This window comes from Rhizobium sp. BK312 (genome assembly GCF_014193605.1).
Taxonomy (GTDB): Bacteria; Pseudomonadota; Alphaproteobacteria; order Rhizobiales; family Rhizobiaceae; genus Rhizobium.
In genome coordinates this window covers 673,011-689,953 of the sequence record NZ_JACHZP010000002.1, presented here as the reverse complement: position 1 = coordinate 689,953, position 16,943 = coordinate 673,011, and the positions used below count along the sequence as shown (strand labels likewise).

Below are 16,943 nucleotides of genomic sequence, written 5' to 3'. Positions count from 1 at the left end.
ACTTGCTTTTTGTTCATTTTCCCTGGAATTTGACATTGCCGCAGCACGACATGGATGAATTAGGAAAAGGTCCCGAACTAATTAGAGGTAGAATGCGAGACCGCCATCATGCCTAACGCGCCACAGACACCGATCGCGCGAAAAATCTCGACGAACTCTGTCATTCGGACCATCCTTGCCAAAGGCCCTATTTCCCGCGCGGATATTGCCAAGCAGACCGGCTTATCCAAGCAAACCATTTCTGACGTCGTTCGCAGTTTGGAGAGCAATGGTTGGCTGAAGCCGACCGGATATACCGATGGGCGTTTGGGGCGAACGGCAATAACCTATGAGCTCGATGCGAGCGCGGGCTTTGCCGCCTCCATCGATCTTGGCGGAACCAAGATCGCCGCCATCATCTGCGATCTCGTCGGAAATGTCGTCGCCGAAACGAAGGTGCCGACGAACGCACGCGGCGGGGCCTACCTGGTCGATCAATTCCAGGCCATTATTGAGGATCTTGCCCACAGCGCCGGTATTGATCTTTCCAAATTGCGCATCATCGTGCTGGCGACGCCAGGCATACTTGACCCGGTCACCGGACATATCAACGTTGCACCGAACATCCCGGGTGTGGAAACGATCGACTTGCGCCGGCTCCTGAGTGACAGGATGGCAACCCCGGTTATCATCGAGAATGACGTCAATCTTGCTGCGCAAGGAGAACGATGGCGAGGGCACGGCTCCGCGTCGGACAATTTTGCCTTCGTGGCACTCGGAACCGGTATCGGCATGGGCATCATTGCCAATGGTCGCCTCATGCGCGGCGCGCGCGGCGGCGCCGGCGAGATAGCCTATCTGCCTCTCGGCGGGGAGCCATTTGATCCAGACGGCTTTACACTTGGAACGCTGGAAAGCGCCGTGGGCAGTGCGGCAATGGTGCGGCGCTATTGCGGATATGGTGGGCAAGGCAAGGCAACGGTAGCGGATCTTTTTTCGGCGCTGGTGGCCGGCGAACCAGCTGCCATCGCGGTCATCGAGGAAACCTCGCGATCGATTGCGCTTGCCATTGCCGCAATCGGCGCAACTCTCGACCCCGAATTGGTGATCATGGGCGGCAGTATCGGCGCGCGGCCCGAACTTGTCGAAGCTATCAGCAGATATCTACCACGTTGCACGCCGTACCCCCCGCGCATCGAAATCAGTCAGTTTGGCAATCGGGCGGCCCTCATCGGTGGCATCAGCATTGCCGTCGAGCACATGCACCACAAGTTGTTCGGTGTTGATTTGCAAGATGCGTGAAATAGACGTCTTATAACACGGGGTGACGCGGAAAAGCTGTCGATAACAACCGTGTCTACGGATCGCTGACGACCGCTCAGACCTCGGCAGACGTGACACCTCCGGAGATAGTCACCGGTTTGCCGCTTTGCAATCTCGATTTCGCTATGCCACCGGGCTATCTTCCAAGGCCAGAAAGCCTCCCGATTGCCGTCGCCACAATCTTGCATAAAGGCCATCTTTGGCGATCAGCTCCTCATGCCTCCCCTCCTCGACGATCCGGCCATCGTCCAGCACGATGAGCCGGTCGAGTTCCGCGATCGTCGAAAGACGATGCGCGATGGCAAGCACTGTCTTGTCGCGCATCAGACGATGAAGTTGGCCCTGGATCACCGCCTCCACCTCTGAATCGAGGGCGGAAGTCGCTTCGTCGAGCACGAGGATAGGAGCATCCTTGAGCAACACGCGAGCAATGGTGATGCGCTGGCGCTGGCCGCCGGAGAGCTTGACGCCGCGTTCGCCTACGCGCGAGTCATAGCCGGCACGCCCTTCCTGGTCAGAAAGTCCTATGATGAAATCATGGGCGGCCGCCTGCTGGGCCGCGGTCTCGATTTCTTCTCGTCCGACCCCCGTGCGGCCATAGGCGATGTTTTCATGGATTGAGCGATGAAGCAGCGAATTATCCTGCGTTACGACGCCGACATGCCGCCGCAGGCTGTCCTGAGTAACGCCTGCGATGTCCTGACCATCGATGAGGATTCGGCCGGACTGGATCGGATAGAGACGCAGCAACAGATTGACCAGCGTCGATTTGCCGGCGCCGGAGGGACCGACAATGCCGATCTTTTCACCGGGACGAATGACGAGCGACAGATCGGTAAAGACGGGCCTGGCGCCGCCATAGCGGAAATGGACGTGATCGAAGACGATCTCGCCTCTGGGAACCGCCAATGTGCCGGCGTCGGGCGCATCAAGGAGATCATGCGGCTTTGCAATGGTCAGCATGCTCTCCTGCACGGTACCGATATTGTCGAAAACATCGCGGATCAGGTACATCAGCCAGCCCGACATCTGGACAAGCCGCAACACCAAGGTGATGGCTGCCGCCCCAGCGCCGGCGGTCATGGCCCCGTGGCTCCACAAATATAGTGTCAAACCGGCAGTGATGACGATCAGAACGCTATTGAGGATCTGAAGCACGAGGCTGGCACCGAGGATCAACCGCATCAGGTCGAGGAAACTATCGTTCCAGCGTTTCAGAGAGTCCCGAACGGCGGTACGCTCGAGATCGCCGCGGGCAAAGAGCTTCACGGTGAGAATATTCGTATAGGAATCGACGATACGGCCGGTGGTCGATGAGCGGCCGAGGGAATTGGCCTCCGAACGTTTCAGAGCCCGCGGGACGAAATATCTGAGAAGCACCGCATAGGCTACCAGCCAGACGATAACCGGCAGCATCAACCAGACATTGACGGAGCCGAAGAAGCCGATCGTGACCGAGGCGAAGATCAGAGCGTACCAGAGGTCGCCGATCACGGCGATGACAGCCGAACGGATGGATTGTCCCGCCTGGATGACGCGTGCCGAGAGCCTGCCGGCGAAATCATTCTGGAAATAGCTCAGCGAATGGCCGAGCGTATAGATGTGATTGCGCCAGCGGATCTGATTGGTAAGCGGCGGCACCACGATCTGGTTGGTAACCACCTGCGTCACGAAAAACAGGATCGGCCGCAGCACCAGAATGACGAAGGCAGCGCCCGCAAGCGGCCAGCCATAATCCTGAAACACCGTCTGTGGCGAGTGCTTGTTGAGCAGGTCGACAAACCAGCCGACCATCAAATAAATAGCCGCTTCTATACCGCTGAAGGCGAGCTCGATCAGCATGATGGCGACGAGCCATCCTTTGACCACCTTGAGATGATGCCACATGAAACGCCATACGCCCGTCGGCGGCGTCTCGTCCTCGTTGAACGGGGCGAAAATATCGATGCGGCTTTCCAGGAAGTGAAACAGGCGAGCAAACATCAAAATAAGACCTTGGCTGAAGACATCATCGGCTGAAAGCCGGCGAATTTGGGGAGAAGGTCTGGCACGGGCCGGTTTATGGCACGCCAACCGACAGGAACATCCCGTTCGTTGTCCGCGTTGAGCGTCCGCATGTAGGCATCGATCACCTCATTCGGTGACGTTTTCTCAAATCGTCGACAAGATGCCGCGTGTTCACGGCATTCGCAGGCACCGGGAAATTTCTGCCAACAGGCGCAAACCGCCGGTCAGAACTCTCTACGATATTTGATAATTCTGGCAAAAACGACAACGGAGCGAAAGACGGTTAGGGCTATTTATACGCTGATGCCGTACCGCGATTCGCGCTTCACTTGTGATAAAGACCTAGCCGGACGATCGGCCAGAAGCAAGTTACAAATCCCATAGCCGAGCAGTAACGGCCGAAGCCGCATCGTGCTTGGGCTTACGTTGCACACGCGGAGACGCGCATACAGCTGACAGCGAATAGGACAGGCTCTAAACAGCGCCAATTCAGCACGAAGACATAGGCAAACAACCGAGCGGGTGCGGAGCAGGCCTCAGCCAGCTTGCCACTTAGCATGCAAGCAGAGGCGCTCCCATCACCCATTCGCTTCCGGCCTAGTCAGCCACGGCGTTGACGACGCGGCAGAGATTGTCGCTCATGTTGGGGGCAACCTGCCCCTGCGGCACCATGAAAACCGCATCGACGCGACTGCCCTTGCCGGTTTTGCGGACGACGACGCGCAATGTCTGCGGGCGACCTGAGCCGGACGTCTCCTGCTGTGCCGTCAGCGTGCCGAGTTGCTTCTCGACATTCACATCCACAAAGCCTTCCGCAAGAACGGCTCTCGATACTTTGTCGAAGGCGGCGGCGGGGCTAACGGAGGGAAACTCCATCCAGGTCTTGTAGGTCACACCGGTGACGAGGGGAACGCCGCTGCTTTGATAATGCTGCGAACATACGCTGGCAGCTGCGGGCGTGAATGAAAGGGCGACGAAGGCAGAAGCACAGATGACCTTACGCAAGGTGAGTTTCCTCTTTTGACGAATATACTGATAGATACTTCGATGATGACTCAAGCCGCGGCAACGGCCGAGCTTTGCGACTGCGCAGCGATCTGTCAGTCGATTCCGGATAGCGTTGGAAGACTTGAGCCTTTGACGTTCGGGATCGAATGGCGTGTCGCGTCGTGATCGCCGCGGCTTGGATAAATAGGAGGCAAGCTCAATGGTATGCCGCCCATTCACGCATTGCTACAGATGGGCACCGCTATCGGGGCTTGTGAGGTTGATCGCGGCTCCTGACTGATTTCCATTCCAGTTCGGGAACATAACAGCAAAGCCCGATCGAGCAACAATAACGACCCGATCATCGGGTGCAAGATCGTCCATAACAGGTGCACATGGGTTTGGAATTGCAGGAATCACTTAGCGTCGGCCGTGATATCGGCTAGTGAACCATGGCTGGAAAGCCGAGCGGTCGAGAAGTCCGAATTGCAAAAATTCAGTGTGTCACCGGCCTAACATCGTTCAAGACATGCTGGCCAGCGTCGGGTTTGCTCATGTCCATTTCGAGTACCCGTTGGTACATCTTATGCTCGCGCAAACGCAATTAACGGCCCGGCACGCCAAAGGGCAATGTCCAGCCAGAAGGAGCGTTCGCCGGCTTTTCGCGGGTATGGAAACCAATCGTTTCTGAAGCGACGGTCGAGTGGGAAATGTTTTCCAGTGTCTCGCCCGGAGTGTGGCCGAATTCGGCTTTGAATAGCCGGTAGAAGTACTTCTCGTTCGAGAAACCATGTCTCCACGCAAGCTCAGCTATGTGGAGCTTTGGTCCGCTTGGATTTGCCAGCATCTGATAGGCCCTGAGCAAGCGCTTGCGCTGTATCTGCCGCATGATGCCGCCATTGCCCTCGAACAAATGGTAGAGTTTCGCACGCGAAACCCCAACATCGCGGCTAATCCGATCGGGCGTCAGGTCGGGTTCGAGTAGATGCGCATCGAGATACCGCAAGATACGCCCCAGTAACAGTTCGCGAAGCGGACCGGCTGCTTCCTGCATCGCCTCGGATGCCGACGACACCGCGGCAGTCAAAAGCTGCAGCGTTGATTGCACCACATAGGGGATCTCCCCTGGTTGCAACCTGTTGAAATTGTTCAGCAGCGAAACGAGATGATCGGTCAGAAGCCGGGCAACGCCCGTTGAGAGGGTATGGCCGTGCAGGAGCGCTGTTCGGTTCGGCAATAAATCCCTTGGAACGGCGATGGAAATCGTGTTGTCTGCCTCAACCAGGCAGTCGTTAACCTGAGCGGCATCCAATATGAACAAGTCGCCCGCCCTCTTGACCGACGACGCATCCGCCGATCGAAAGGCAAAACGGCCGCTCAGAATTGAGGTAAATCGGTAAAAATCATAGCCGTCGGTTCGGATGCGTCGCTCGGATCTCAGAACCTCGTAAGCCGGGAGCGGGCCTTGGCGAAGCAGCCGTCTGCCGGATAGGATAAGCGGACCGAGCGCCGCGCCGGTGGCCTCCGCATCGAACGGGCCGGACTCAGGTTCCTGCAGCCTGCAGTCGCAATGATTATCCTTAACCCAAGTGTGAAATCGGTCTTTCTCGGGGAAGTTAAGTGTCGAGAAATTATAGATTAAATCGGATGACGTCTGTGCCATAACTACAACCCCAGCCCCTCCGGCCCGAGGCATACATAGGCGAACCATAGCTTGTGGCAATAGGCGGCTAGACGTATTAAGTGTTTATTTGAGTGACGCTCTCAGGGATCGATAGGTCGCCGTCGGTATCTGGATCAATCGAAAATATGACGGGCAATGATCAGCCTCATGATCTCGTTGGTGCCTTCGAGGATCTGGTGCACTCGCAGGTCGCGGACGATCTTCTCGATGCCGTAATCTTCCAGGTAGCCGTAGCCACCATGCAATTGCAGCGCCGCATTGGCCACATCGAAGCTGGTGTCCGTCACGAACCGTTTGGCCATGGCACAGAATTTGGATGCGTCCGGGGAGCTGGCGTCGAGCTTCCAGGCAGCCTGATATAACAAGGTCCTTGCGGCCTGAAGCTCGGTTTCCATGTCCGCCACTTTGAACTGAAGGGCTTGAAAACTGCTCAATGCGGCACCGAATGCGCGGCGTTCACGCATGTGGAGAACCGCTTTATCAAGGGCAAACTGAGCTCCGCCGAGTGCGCAGGCGGCGATGTTCAACCGTCCGCCATCCAGAGCCTTCATAGCATAGCGGAACCCCGCTCCGATCTCACCAAGCCGATTTTCGAGCGGAACTTGGCAAGCGTCGAAATGAACCTGCGCGGTTGGTTGGGCGCGCCATCCCATCTTTCGCTCGAAGGCGCCGAAACTCATGCCCTCGCTGCCGCTCGGCACCACGAGTGTTGAAATACCCTTTGCCCCCTCACCGCCTGTCCTGCACATGACGATATAAAGATCGGAATAGTTGCCGCCGGAGATGAAGGCCTTCGTACCTTCAAGGACATAATGATCGTCGATGAGGCGTGCGGTCGTGCGCAATGCTGCGGCATCGGAACCCGAACCGGGCTCCGTGAGGCAGTAGGATGCCACCTTGCGGAAGGCGCAGAGATCGGGAAGCCATGTCGATTTCATCGTATCCGATCCGAACGTATCGATCATCCAGGCGCACATGTTGTGGATCGAAACGAACGCCGCCACGGACGGGCAGGCATGCGACAGCGCTTCGAAGATCAGCACCGCATCCTGCCGAGACAGGCCAGAGCCGCCGAACTCCTCCGAAACGTAAATTCCGCCGAATCCCAAGGCGCCGATCTCTTCCAGCATACCCCTTGGAATAGTGCCCTCATGCTCCCAGGCCGCGGCGTGAGGCGCGATGCGTTCCGCAGCAAAAGAAGCGGCCAAGTCGAAGATCGCCTGTTGTTCGGCAGTTAGAGAGAAATCCACGATACGCTCCGCAATTCGGCAGGAATGAAATCGTACCGAGCATGCATCGCTTCTTGAGCTCTGACAACGGTGAGATCGATGAGCGCTCAATACGAGGCGGAGAGCACGCGGATCGCCCTTGCCTCGCCCGAGTGCGGCACATCGATCGTGCCGGGCATCGCGGCCGGGCAGAATGTCGAAAGCCGCGTCCGTGTCGTGTTGCTTCATAATCCCAACGCCCGGCGGGCTCGCGGGACCATTACAAGCCTGGGCTATATGCTGCAGCAGCGCTATGCCGAACAGCTTATCGCCCTCATCCGAACCAATCTGCGCGGTAAAGGTTCAGTTTTATTCCGTCTGTATCCAAACGGCCTTGGTTTCGAGATATTCGTGCAGGTGCTCAATGCCCCCTTCGCGCCCGTAGCCCGACATCTTCATGCCGCCGAAGGGCACGGCCGGGTCGAGCGCATGATACATGTTCACCCAGACCGATCCGGCCTTGATTCGACGCACCAGCTTGTGCGCCATTCCGAGATTTTGGGTGAAGACGCCAGCCGCAAGTCCATAGGGCGATGCATTGGCGCGCTCGACGGCTTCCTCGATCGTATCGAAGGGCATCGCTGAAATGACCGGCCCGAAGATCTCCTCGCGGGCGATCCTCATCTCGTCCTTGACGTTACCGAATACAGTCGGGGCGATGAAGTTTCCCTTGTCGTAGAGCGCGCCCGAAAGGCGCATGCCGCCCGCGACCAACGCGGCGCCTTCGCTCTGCCCGGATGCGATGAAGCTCTCGACGACCTGCGCCTGGCGAGCCGAGATCAGCGGTCCGATATCGGTATCGGCTTCGATCCCGTGGCCGATCCGCAGCGAGCGGGCAAATTCGCCGACCTTGGCGACGAATTCTTCGTGGATCTCGCGCGCCACGAACAAGCGCGAGCCGGCGATGCAGATCTGCCCCGAATGCGCAAAGACCGCCATTGCGGCGACGGGCACGGCCCGGTCTATGTCGGCATCACGGCAGACGATCACCGGCGACTTACCGCCGAGCTCGAGCGAAACCCGTTTTAAGTTGCCGACCGCGGCACGAGCGATCGATTGCCCGGTGGCGGTGGACCCCGTGAAGACGATCTTGTTGACATCGGGATGTTCGGCCAGCCGGGCGCCCGCGACCGATCCCTTGCCGGTGACGATATTGACCACGCCGTCCGGCACGCCCGCCTCTTGCATGAGTTTGGCAATCAACAACGGAGTGAGCGGCGCATCCTCCGAGGGTTTCAATACCACCGTGCAGCCCGTCGCCAGCGCTGGGGCGATCTTCCAGATCGATGCGGCGGTGGGCGCGTTCCAGGGGATGATCGCACCTACAACCCCGATCGGCTCCCGACGGGTGAAGGTGACGATCTCGCCGGGTATCGAATTGTCGATCACCTCGCCATGAAGGGCGGTCGCCATGCCGGCATAAAACCGCAGCATGCCAATGACCCGTCGTTTGTTGGCGAGCGTGCGCATAATTGGCATGCCCATGTTCAGCGTGTCGGAAACCGAAAGGCGTTCCCAATTTGCTTCGAATAAATCGGCGATTTTCAGGAGCAGCGTCTGGCGCTCATAGGGCGAGAACCTGGACCACGGCCCTTCGAGAGCCCGTCGCGCCGCAGCAACGGCGAGATCAATATCAGCGGGCGCGGCCAGCGGAACTGTCGCAAGGACCGCGCCGGTAGCCGGATTGTAGGTCTCGCTGACTGCGCCGGATTGGGCGGCAACCCATTGGCCGCCGATGAACATTGGCCGAAAGCTGCCGTCGTAAAGCTCGGCCGCCATTTGCTTGGCGTCGAAAGTTAATGTCATGGCGCGGCCTCCCAGCTTCATTCTGTCGTCGATATTCGCTATCAGACGGTCACAATACAAATAAAGAAAGCTAAAAAAGCGTTCAGATAATCGGACTGTGAAATCACTCCGAGTTATCCGATGCTGGAGCAAATGGAGGAGTTTGATATGCGTCTTGTGGGAAAAGTGGCGATCGTCACGGGTGGCGGGTCGGGTTTCGGCGAAGGGATCGTCCGGAAATTCGTCGAGGAAGGCGCGCGGGTCGTGCTCGTCGATCGTGACCTTGCGGCAGCAGAGCGGGTGGCGGCGCAGCACGAAGGATCGGTCGCACCGCTTGCCGGTGATGTCGCCACGCTCGACAGCCTCGCCGCCGCAAGGGATCTTGCGCTGTCGCAGTTCGGCGGTCTGCACATCCTCGTCAACAATGCCGGTGTCGGACAGCCGCCGATGCCGATGGAGGATATGGATGAAGGCCTGTTCGAGCGCATCTTCAATGTCAACATCCGCTCGATCTACAACGGTGCGCGCGCGGTGCTGCCGCATTTCAAGGCCGAGCGGCACGGCGCCATTTTGAACATTGCCTCTACCGGCGGGGTCTCCCCTCGCCCCAACCTCACCTGGTACAATGCCTCGAAGGGATGGGGCATCGCCGCCACCCGCGCGATGGCCGTGGAGCTTGCTCCCTTCGGAATTCGCGTCAACGCCATCAATCCCGTCGCCGGCGATACGCCACTGCTCTCAACCTTCATCGGCTCCGACAGCGACGAAAGCCGGGCGCGGATCGTCGCCACCATTCCGATCGGGCGGCTTTCGACACCGGCGGACATGGGCAACGCCGCCGCTTTCCTCTGCTCGGACGAAGCGAGCATGATCACCGGCGTCGATCTCAATGTCGATGGCGGCAAGTGCATCTGAAGAGGCGGGCAAGCCCATCAGCACGGCGACTTGCTGTAAACAAGGGTCCTTCCGCTGAGCGAATTGAGTTTGTTCTTGCGCTGTCCCTTGGATGGTCTAAGTCATGTGGTCGTGGCAGCGAGCGACGTCGGCCTAATCGAATTCGACTATCGAAGGTAATTCAATGAGCGGACAACTTTCTCTTCCCCGTGATCGGATTTCAGTCCTTCTGCTGGAAGGGATCAGTCAGAGCGCGGTGGACTATTTTACTTCATCTGGCTACGTCAATCTCACGCATTTGCCGAAGGCCCTCGACGACAAGGATCTCAAGAACCATATCGCCGAAGCACACATCATCGGCATTCGTTCACGCACACAGCTGACAGAAGAGATTTTCAGCTCCGCCAAGAAGCTCATGGCGGTCGGCTGCTTTTCCGTGGGGACGAATCAGGTCGATCTGGATGCGGCTCGTCGGCGCGGGATCCCGGTGTTCAACGCTCCTTATTCGAATACCCGCTCGGTCGCCGAACTCGTCATCGGTGAAATCATCATGCTGACGAGGCGGATCTTCCCGCGTTCGACTTCCGCTCATGCGGGCGGATGGGACAAATCCGCGGAAGGCAGTCGCGAGACGCGTGGGAAAACGCTTGGCATCGTCGGCTACGGCAATATCGGCTCGCAGCTGAGCGTCCTTGCCGAAAGCATGGGTATGAACGTTCGCTATTTCGATCCGTCGGACAAGCTTCGCCACGGCAATTCAGAATCCATGGCTTCGCTCGGCGAGCTGCTGGAAATCTCGGATTTCGTGACGATGCATGTTCCCGAAACCAGCTCGACCCAGAACATGATCACCGAGGCAGAGCTGCGCAGAATGAAGAAGGGTGCCTTCTTCATCAACAATTCCCGCGGCACCGTGGTCGATCTTGAGGCTCTTGCAAAGGTTTTGAAAGAGGGACATCTCGCAGGCGCAGCCGTCGACGTGTTCCCGAAGGAGCCGGCGTCGAACAAGGAGCGCTTCGAAACGCCGCTGCAAGGGCTGGATAATGTGATCCTGACGCCGCATATCGGCGGATCGACCGAAGAGGCCCAGGAGCGGATCGGAAGGGAAGTTTCCAGGAAGCTTGTGGAATATTCCGATATCGGCTCGACGCTTGGTGCGGTCAATTTCCCGCAGGTTCAATTGCCGCCGCGTCCAAACGGCACGCGTTTCATCCATGTTCACGAAAATCGCCCGGGGATCCTGAACAGCCTGAATACGATCTTTTCATCGCGTGGGTTGAATATCGTCGGCGAGTTCCTGCAGACCCACGGCGACACGGGCTACGTGGTTATCGAAGTGGAAGGGGTCGGCCAAACGGCGAATGAAATACTCGACACACTCCGCCAGATCCCCGGAACGATAAGAGCTCGATTGGTTTACTGACGCCTTTTATTGACACCCATGGGCGATTGGCATTCTCCAGCTATCCCTCGCTTGATCGCCAGATGACGCCGCTAACTGCCTTAGCCACACGCTGCGCGAGCATAGGCAGGCGACGCCATGGGACTTGAACAGCTCGTCTTGACAAAGCTGCACTTTGAAATACTTCCATTGCGTTCATCCGTATGGGCTATACAACGTAAGCGAGGAATTTTAATGAAAAGTGCAGCTTTGTTCGCCACCGCATTCATCGGTGCCCTCATCACAGGCGCTGCCTCACATGCAGGCGAACCTTCCGGTAAGGGATCTTTCGAGATGCTGGTCGCGCCGGAGCAGGTTTTCAATTTGAAAGCAAAGGCTTGGAAACCGGTCCCAAACGAAGATAGTTTTGCGCTGACGCATGATGGCGAATTCTATCTCACTGTCGCAAAACGCAAAGACGGCATGCTGATGTTGCTTGTACGCCAGCCCAGCACCGAAAAGCAGGGGCAGCCCTTCTACGCGGGATATTATCTTAAATGCGGTGTGATGGCCGATGTGCCGGTCTTCCCGCAAAATGCGGCTGAGCTGAAGAGCGAGCTCGCCAATCCGCAAGCAGATAGTGAGGAGGCTCGAATCGGGTTTGGCCCAGGCAGCGGCATGCATGACCTTTACACTCTCGTTTGCCGGTCTTGAGAGCATTTGCAGGGCTGCCGTGACATCGACAGTCCTGGCCTCTGCCATCTAGCGCAGCAGACCTTGGCCCCCGTCCACCCAGATGGGCGAGCCGGTTATATGACGGGCCTTATCGGACGCCAGGAAAGCGATCGCGTCAGCCACATCTTCGCTTCGGCCCGGCCGACCACCGGTAATCGGCACCTGGCCCTCGGGCCAGATGACGGGGATCGATGTTTCCTCGCGTTTGCGCAGGCTGGTATTCGCATCGATATTGGTTTCGATTTCACCGGGACAGACCGCATTGATACGTATGTGATGGCGGGCCAGTTCGAGAGCCAGCTGCTGCACCATGGCGACCTGCCCCGCTTTGGTGGCGGTATAGGCCGTCGCGCCTGGGGTCGTGAACGTCCTAGTTCCGTTGATGGAGGAGACGACGATGATCGAGCCGCCGCCCGAGCGCTTCAGCTCCGGCACCGTCGCGCGGATGGTCAGAAAAGTTCCGGTCAGATTGATCGAAATGGTGTCATTCCATTCCGATAGGCTCAGATCGTCGATCGGCGCCCAGACTCCGTTGATGCCGGCATTGGCAACTACGACATCCAGCCGGCCGAAGCGCGCGACAAGCTCTTTCACGGCTGCCGATATCTGACGTTCATCCGAAATGTCGGCGAGGAGGATGGCCGCCTGCCCGCCCCTGACGGAAATCTCATCAAATGTCGAGGAAATCTCTTCCTGCGTGCGTCCCAGCACACCAATTGCAAAACCATCCTTCGCAAGCGCCAATGCAGTCGCTCTTCCAATCCCCGAGCCAGCTCCGGTGACGAGGGCGACGGCAGAACTCATTGACGAACCTCCAGCGGACCTAAACTTACGTGTGACGACGGCGACAGCAGCGCCAAAGAATGAATTCTTCTTGCTCGCATCCTTGCTCGCCGTTGAGCTGCTGAAACGCGCGGATCTATCGTATGTTCCGGAATAATTGGCACTCAGGGACGTCGCCCTCAGAAGCTCCTTCGATACGACGAAGCGCGGTCTGAGTGTACCTGACGCAGGAAGTATATCGCCGATTTAACCCGAGCATGCTGCCGCAAATTTCCAGTTCGAGCCTCCGGAATATGTACGGCTACAACTATGGAGTAATTTAGAATTATATGCCCCATATCTATGGCGGTATTTGTCGGACTATCGGACGAATATCGAACAGGATTAACCGTTTTGTCAGCTTGGTTATAGATTTTGAAAGAACAGCGCCAAGATGCGACGAGCAGGATGCTCCCTCTCTGTAATGCCCCCATTATCCAGAGCAGGTCATCGCTGGCACTTGCCCCTCTTCAATCGTCCTAGCGGTTGCCGACCCTTTCGAGAGCGAAACAAGCCATGTCATTTCTCCAGAACGCCAAGATCAAGACGAAAGTCCTCACGATCTTAATCCCGATCTGCCTGATCGGGATCGCCGGTGTCCTCGTCGTCTCGAACCAGTTCAGGGACACGGTTGGCACCTACTCGAATTTTATCGCCAAGGATGAAACCGCTGCGGTAGAGATGTCGAGAGCCAGCCAGCGCATGACTGCCATGAGTTACAACGCCTACCAGATTCTACAATATCCAGCGGGGGATCCGCAGACGGCGGCGTTCTCCAGGGACTATCAGGAGAACAAGCAAGTACTTCTGCAGCGTTTCGCAAACGCCAGGCAGCTGGTTCCGACAGAAGCAGATACAATCGACAAGCTCGTCGCAAGGGCAAATGACATCATCGCTCTCACAGACCAAGCCGTGAAAGCCGGCCTGATAGACGATAACAATAGCGCCGCCACGCTCTTGAAGCAGGTGGATCCGATGATCAATGACGAGGTTGTTTCGATCCGTCAGTGGCTCGACACGTTCAACAAGTCCCTCAATAACAAGAGCAACATGTTGGCGGAACAAGCAAACAGCACCATCGACGACGCTTTGATCGCGCTCGGCCTTCTCTTTGCTGCCGCCATTGCAATCGCTATTCTCGTTTCAGCACGCGGCATCGCCGCCCCCATCGAACGTCTGCGGGCGCGCATGGTTTCGCTTGCGGATGGCAATACCGACGAGCCTGTTTCAGGGATCGGGCGCAAGGACGAAGTCGGCCAGATGGCCGCGGCCGTCGCAGTCTTCCGCGACAGTGCCATTGAGCGTCTGCGCCTGGAGCAGGAAGCCGACGCCAATCGCAGCCTCTCCGAAAAGGAAAGGCTGGAACGCGAGGCGCAGAAGGCCAAGGATGCCGCCGACGCGCAGTTTGCAGTCGACAGTCTGGCACAAGGCCTGGGAGAGCTCTCGAACGGCAACCTGACCTATCGCCTGGAACAACCCTTCGTCGCGAATCTCGATCGTCTGAGAATGGATTTCAACGCCTCGATGACGAAGGTCGAGGAGACCCTCGTTGCGGTCGGTCAGGGTGGTCAGGCCATCGCCGCCGGCGCCAATCAGATCCGCTCGGCAGCCGACGACCTCTCCAAACGCACCGAGCAGCAAGCGGCCTCGATCGAGGAGACGGCGGCGGCACTCGAGGAGATCACCACGACGGTCAAGGATTCTACCCGGCGCGCCGAAGAGGCAAGTTCGCTGGTCGGACGCGCCCGCATCGGCGCCGAAAAATCCGGCGAAGTCATGCAGGACGCGATTGCCGCAATGGAAGCAATCTCGAAATCCTCGGGTGAAATTTCCAACATCATTGGCGTCATCGACGATATTGCCTTCCAGACGAACCTACTGGCGCTCAATGCCGGCGTCGAGGCGGCGCGTGCCGGTGACGCCGGCAAGGGCTTTGCCGTCGTTGCGCAGGAAGTCCGCGAACTCGCTCAGCGCTCCGCCACAGCGGCAAAGGAGATCAAGGCGCTCATTTCCACATCCGGCCAGCAGGTCGGCAGCGGCGTCGATCTCGTCACGAGAACGGGGCAATCGCTGCAGCAGATCGTCAAGGAGGTGGAGGAAATCGACCGCAATGTACGGGCGATCGTCGAAGCCGCCCGCGAACAGGCGACCGGCCTGCAGGAGATCAATACGGCCGTCAACAGCATCGACCAGGGAACGCAGCAGAATGCGGCCATGGTCGAGGAATCGACGGCTGCCAGCTACAGCCTCGCCAAGGAGGTGACGGCGCTGAACGAGATTCTCGGTCAGTTCAATCTGCAGAAGGGGCGCTCGCATGCAAGACCGGTTGCAGCCACCGAGCGCTCCAGCCCTGCCGCATCGCCGGCACGCTCGCTGCGAGCCAAGATTGCTGGCGCATTCGGAGGCTCCGGCGCTGCCACTGCGGCGTCGCCGTCCTGGGAAGAGTTTTGACCTGGCGCGCTTCGGCCCATCCTTGAAATATTGCCGGATTTAAAATTGAAGGTCGCGGGAAGGTGCGAGTTTCCTTCCCGCCGCCATGACTGGTCGCCGATCAGGCAACCTCTTCCGATAGCTTTTCAAAGATCGGCTTCAGCCGTCGATGGCGTCCGAGCGGCGGATGCTCGATTTCGACCAGGCGTCCCGATTTTTTCTGCCGTTTTAGCCACTCACGCAGTGTTTCGGCGCTCGTGTGGTCAAGATAATGCAGGCGAGCGCCGGCAATCCTGATCTTGCGACCCTCTGGAAGCGTTTCCAGCGTGTTGAGCAGGGCGGGAACATCCTTGCATGTCGCCACGCCGACGAGGTCGAGATGGATAGTTTCATCATCCTCCAATCTGTCGATGGCGAGCTTGCGCCGCAGATAGGGAAGGATTTCCAATATGGACAGTGCAAGGCCGAGCGCCACGCCGACGAGCAGGTCCTGAAGCACCACCATGGCCACCGTCGCGGTCCATATCCCGACGGGAACCCAGCCGTGATGATCGAAGAGGTGGCGGACATGATGGAGACTGATCAGCCGCCATCCCGTCACCAGCAGCACTGCGGCAAGCGCCGTCAGCGGCACCATTGCAAGGAGCTGCGGCAGAAATACCACTAGCCCAAGGATCCAAACACCATGCAGTACGGCAGATGCCCGGGTACGCGCGCCTGCCTGAATATTGGCGGACGACCTGACGATGACACCCGTGATCGGCAGTGCACCAAGCAGACCACAAAGCCCATTGCCGATACCTTGCGCAAACAGCTCCTTGTTGAAGCGAGTCCGCACGCCATCATGCATGCGATCGACGGCGGCGGAAGACAATAGCGTTTCCGCGCTGGCGATCACGGCGATGACCAACGTCGCCAAGATGATACCGGGCTCGGCCATTCTGGCAAAACCCTCAAGCGTCGGCAGCGAAATGCTGTCGATGAGAGAAGACGGCACTTCCACCCTGGCGATCGGCAGCTTCATCCCGGCCGTCAATATCGTGCCGGCAGCAACCCCCACCAGAGCACCGGGCACCAGCATCAATGGCTTCGGCCTGAACTTCTCCCAGGCGACCATGGCGAGCAAGGAGATCAAGCCTACAAGGAGAGCAACCGATTCCTGGGTCAGTCCCGCGCCCCATACGCGGCCAAGGGTCTGCTCCATGGCAGTCACGTTTTCGATGCCGCCGGCAGCAGGTCTTGCCCCCATCAGCACATGGACCTGGCCAAGGATGATGAGGATGCCGATCCCGGCGAGCATGCCGTGGACCACCGCAGGCGAAATTGCCCGAAACCACGATCCGATCTTCAGGAATCCGGCAATAACCTGCAGCAATCCCGCCACGATGAGAACCGGCCCGAGCATGGCAACGCCATATTGCTCGACGAAGCCGAAGACGATCACGGCCAGTCCCGCCGCCGGCCCTGACACCTGCAGCGGAGATCCGGCCAAAAGGCCGACGACGATGCCCCCGACGATGCCTGAAATAAGGCCCATGGCCACCGGAACGCCTGAAGCCACGGCAATCCCGAGGCAAAGCGGTATGGCGACGAGAAACACGACGACCGACGATGCGAAGTCTCGCGAAAGAACAGAGTTTGACATCAT

The 16,943-nt window shown here is 58.3% G+C and carries 12 protein-coding genes; 5 read left to right on the top strand and 7 right to left on the bottom strand.

From position 1 onward, the window contains the following. Positions 1–108: 108 nt before the first annotated feature. Positions 109–1,281, top strand: coding sequence for an ROK family transcriptional regulator (locus FHT85_RS07805; protein ID WP_112412510.1), 1,173 nt, complete (start codon positions 109–111; stop codon positions 1,279–1,281). Between the two features lie 144 nt (positions 1,282–1,425). Here FHT85_RS07805 and FHT85_RS07800 read toward each other — a convergent pair whose 3' ends face one another. The 5 genes from FHT85_RS07800 to FHT85_RS07780 all read right to left on the bottom strand — a co-directional run bounded on the left by FHT85_RS07800 (position 1,426) and on the right by FHT85_RS07780 (position 9,054). Next, positions 1,426–3,285, bottom strand: a complete 1,860-nt coding sequence (locus tag FHT85_RS07800; protein WP_112412509.1) for an ABC transporter ATP-binding protein — start codon at positions 3,283–3,285, stop codon at positions 1,426–1,428. A 621-nt stretch (positions 3,286–3,906) separates the two neighbouring features. Beyond that, positions 3,907–4,314 (bottom strand): hypothetical protein, encoded by a 408-nt coding sequence (locus FHT85_RS07795; protein ID WP_015343243.1) that lies wholly within the window; start codon positions 4,312–4,314, stop codon positions 3,907–3,909. Between the two features lie 586 nt (positions 4,315–4,900). Next, positions 4,901–5,959 (bottom strand): helix-turn-helix domain-containing protein, encoded by a 1,059-nt coding sequence (locus FHT85_RS07790; RefSeq protein WP_112412508.1) that lies wholly within the window; start codon positions 5,957–5,959, stop codon positions 4,901–4,903. Between the two features lie 134 nt (positions 5,960–6,093). Then, positions 6,094–7,230: an acyl-CoA dehydrogenase family protein gene (locus FHT85_RS07785; protein WP_112412507.1), complete on the bottom strand. Its 1,137-nt coding sequence runs from the start codon at positions 7,228–7,230 to the stop codon at positions 6,094–6,096. A gap of 327 nt (positions 7,231–7,557) precedes the next feature. Continuing rightward, on the bottom strand, positions 7,558–9,054 hold the full coding sequence (locus tag FHT85_RS07780; protein WP_112412615.1) for an aldehyde dehydrogenase family protein: 1,497 nt from the start codon (positions 9,052–9,054) through the stop codon (positions 7,558–7,560). Positions 9,055–9,201: 147 nt separating this feature from the next. Here FHT85_RS07780 and FHT85_RS07775 point away from each other — a divergent pair, with 147 nt between their 5' ends. The 3 genes from FHT85_RS07775 to FHT85_RS07765 all read left to right on the top strand — a co-directional run bounded on the left by FHT85_RS07775 (position 9,202) and on the right by FHT85_RS07765 (position 12,022). Further along, on the top strand, positions 9,202–9,948 hold the full coding sequence (locus FHT85_RS07775) for a glucose 1-dehydrogenase (RefSeq protein ID WP_112337808.1): 747 nt from the start codon (positions 9,202–9,204) through the stop codon (positions 9,946–9,948). 163 nt (positions 9,949–10,111) lie between these two features. Then, on the top strand, positions 10,112–11,350 hold the full coding sequence (gene serA, locus FHT85_RS07770; protein ID WP_112337752.1) for a phosphoglycerate dehydrogenase: 1,239 nt from the start codon (positions 10,112–10,114) through the stop codon (positions 11,348–11,350). 117 nt (positions 11,351–11,467) lie between these two features. Then, complete coding sequence (locus FHT85_RS07765; RefSeq protein ID WP_246779907.1) at positions 11,468–12,022, top strand: hypothetical protein; 555 nt, start codon at positions 11,468–11,470, stop codon at positions 12,020–12,022. A gap of 48 nt (positions 12,023–12,070) precedes the next feature. Here the strand turns inward: FHT85_RS07765 and FHT85_RS07760 are convergent, their stop codons facing one another. Next, positions 12,071–12,847, bottom strand: coding sequence for an SDR family oxidoreductase (locus FHT85_RS07760; RefSeq protein WP_112412506.1), 777 nt, complete (start codon positions 12,845–12,847; stop codon positions 12,071–12,073). Between the two features lie 534 nt (positions 12,848–13,381). On the opposite strand from FHT85_RS07760, the gene FHT85_RS07755 reads away from it, so the two are divergent. After that, positions 13,382–15,316 carry a methyl-accepting chemotaxis protein gene (locus tag FHT85_RS07755; protein WP_112412505.1) on the top strand — a complete coding sequence of 645 codons (1,935 nt, stop codon included), beginning with the start codon at positions 13,382–13,384 and terminating at the stop codon, positions 15,314–15,316. Between the two features lie 100 nt (positions 15,317–15,416). Here the strand turns inward: FHT85_RS07755 and FHT85_RS07750 are convergent, their stop codons facing one another. Beyond that, positions 15,417–16,943, bottom strand: a complete 1,527-nt coding sequence (locus tag FHT85_RS07750) for a SulP family inorganic anion transporter (protein WP_112412504.1) — start codon at positions 16,941–16,943, stop codon at positions 15,417–15,419.

Excerpts from the sequence above, each read along its gene's own strand:
- FHT85_RS07790 (WP_112412508.1), bottom strand. The coding sequence starts at position 5,959 with ATGGCACAGACGTCATCCGATTTAATCTATAATTTCTCGACACTTAAC.
- FHT85_RS07755 (WP_112412505.1), top strand. The coding sequence starts at position 13,382 with ATGTCATTTCTCCAGAACGCCAAGATCAAGACGAAAGTCCTCACGATC.
- serA (WP_112337752.1), top strand. The coding sequence starts at position 10,112 with ATGAGCGGACAACTTTCTCTTCCCCGTGATCGGATTTCAGTCCTTCTG.
- FHT85_RS07775 (WP_112337808.1), top strand. The coding sequence starts at position 9,202 with ATGCGTCTTGTGGGAAAAGTGGCGATCGTCACGGGTGGCGGGTCGGGT.
- FHT85_RS07805 (WP_112412510.1), top strand. The coding sequence starts at position 109 with ATGCCTAACGCGCCACAGACACCGATCGCGCGAAAAATCTCGACGAAC.
- FHT85_RS07800 (WP_112412509.1), bottom strand. The coding sequence starts at position 3,285 with ATGTTTGCTCGCCTGTTTCACTTCCTGGAAAGCCGCATCGATATTTTC.
- FHT85_RS07765 (WP_246779907.1), top strand. The coding sequence starts at position 11,468 with ATGGGACTTGAACAGCTCGTCTTGACAAAGCTGCACTTTGAAATACTT.
- FHT85_RS07750 (WP_112412504.1), bottom strand. The coding sequence starts at position 16,943 with ATGATGTCAAACTCTGTTCTTTCGCGAGACTTCGCATCGTCGGTCGTC.
- FHT85_RS07780 (WP_112412615.1), bottom strand. The coding sequence starts at position 9,054 with ATGACATTAACTTTCGACGCCAAGCAAATGGCGGCCGAGCTTTACGAC.
- FHT85_RS07760 (WP_112412506.1), bottom strand. The coding sequence starts at position 12,847 with ATGAGTTCTGCCGTCGCCCTCGTCACCGGAGCTGGCTCGGGGATTGGA.